Here is a 1,120-nt window from a genome sequence, read left to right as displayed (position 1 = left end):
TAGCGCTGTGTGCCATGCTTACGCGCTGACTTCCAGAAACACTCCCGCGCTCTGAGTTCCCTTTGTAAATCTTCTCTCCGGCTACACGATATGGAATGTTCTCTACCGTGTTGTACTCCACGCCGCGAGACACTCCAGAAACGTCTGAGCGCTTCGCTACGCCAGGGAAAGAGCGAAGATACCCAGATGCATTCAAAACTTCTTTCGGCGTCGCCAGCATGTTAACAGGAAGCAAATCGACGTAATCAGCATTGCGGTAGTCTTTGCCAAGGCCTTTGGCTAATGGCAGCTTTTGGATTGGCATGAGTCACCTACTGATTTGGGATGTCGCCGTCAATCGGGGGCAGATCGCCTGGATAATATCGGTCGATGGTAAACACGTCGTATTTGTTGCCCTGCCCAAGCGGGAAATCTCCGCGACGGCGCATCGACGGAACAACGAGCGTGTCAGTCAGCAGCGCGTCATATGAGCGATGAGCATTAGTCAGGACTTGAGGTGATGGCTCTACGCCATAATCAGACAGCATGCGGAGTATTAGCTGATAGCCAACTGCATGTTTGTATTTGCGCGGCAGTCCAGAGTCATCGTCTGGTAACGGCTCCTCGCCATCCGCCGCGAACAAATAACCGACGTTACCAGGATTAATCATCCATTCAGCCATCATGTCTTCGAGGTCATGAATGGCATCCTCGACTGATTGAGGCTCTACATCAGTTAGAGTTGCATTTGAAGCTACTGCGGGTTTTCTGAGAGCGAATAAGACGATCTCACCCTTTGTCAGAGTCGTTGCCATTGTCAGCCGCCTTGCGCCCACGCTTAACAACCGGCTTGATGTCGTCAACGGAAGCCACAAAGCCGAGCTTTTCGTAAATTGGGAAGTCTTTCTCTGCGATTACAGCCTGAACATGGCCAGCGTCGTTATCGGCAGCCATAAAGATGCTCATGCGATCCATTTCGCCTCCAAAAAATAAAGGGGCCGAAGCCCCTCGCGATTACGGATTGCCGAAGAACTGGCCGCCCATGTGTGGGTTGAAGCACACGTAGGCTGGCAGCAGGTCGAAACGCATTTTCTGCACGTTAGCGTCGCCGTCCGAGTATTTGTGTACGCGGATAGAGAAG

At 52.1% G+C, this 1,120-nt stretch carries 4 protein-coding genes; all 4 read right to left on the bottom strand.

The genetic code is table 11. The features are described from left to right. Window positions 1-304: packaged DNA stabilization protein (locus tag AB0B35_RS42165; RefSeq protein WP_361057542.1), on the bottom strand; the 304-nt coding region annotated here is incomplete at its 3' end. A gap of 7 nt (window positions 305-311) precedes the next feature. Continuing rightward, on the bottom strand, window positions 312-794 hold the full coding sequence (locus tag AB0B35_RS42160) for a packaged DNA stabilization gp4 family protein (RefSeq protein WP_350590095.1): 483 nt from the start codon (window positions 792-794) through the stop codon (window positions 312-314). After that, window positions 769-954, bottom strand: coding sequence for a hypothetical protein (locus tag AB0B35_RS42155; RefSeq protein ID WP_060446553.1), 186 nt, complete (start codon window positions 952-954; stop codon window positions 769-771). Before AB0B35_RS42155 ends, AB0B35_RS42160 begins: the two co-directional genes overlap by 26 nt. Window positions 955-993: 39 nt before the next feature. Further along, window positions 994-1,113, bottom strand: a complete 120-nt coding sequence (locus AB0B35_RS42150; protein ID WP_361057545.1) for a P22 phage major capsid protein family protein — start codon at window positions 1,111-1,113, stop codon at window positions 994-996. Between the last annotated feature and the right edge of the window lie 7 nt (window positions 1,114-1,120).

The organism is Catellatospora sp. NPDC049133, from assembly GCF_040648455.1.
In the GTDB taxonomy this organism is placed as follows: Bacteria; Actinomycetota; Actinomycetes; order Mycobacteriales; family Micromonosporaceae; genus Catellatospora; species Catellatospora aurea.
Note: the sequence above shows the minus strand (reverse complement) of the source record. Positions and strands in the feature narration are given on the sequence as shown.

What these genes read in the sequence shown, in the direction of transcription:
- AB0B35_RS42160 (WP_350590095.1), bottom strand. Translation starts at nt 794, where the DNA reads ATGGCAACGACTCTGACAAAGGGTGAGATCGTCTTATTCGCTCTCAGA.
- AB0B35_RS42155 (WP_060446553.1), bottom strand. Translation starts at nt 954, where the DNA reads ATGGATCGCATGAGCATCTTTATGGCTGCCGATAACGACGCTGGCCAT.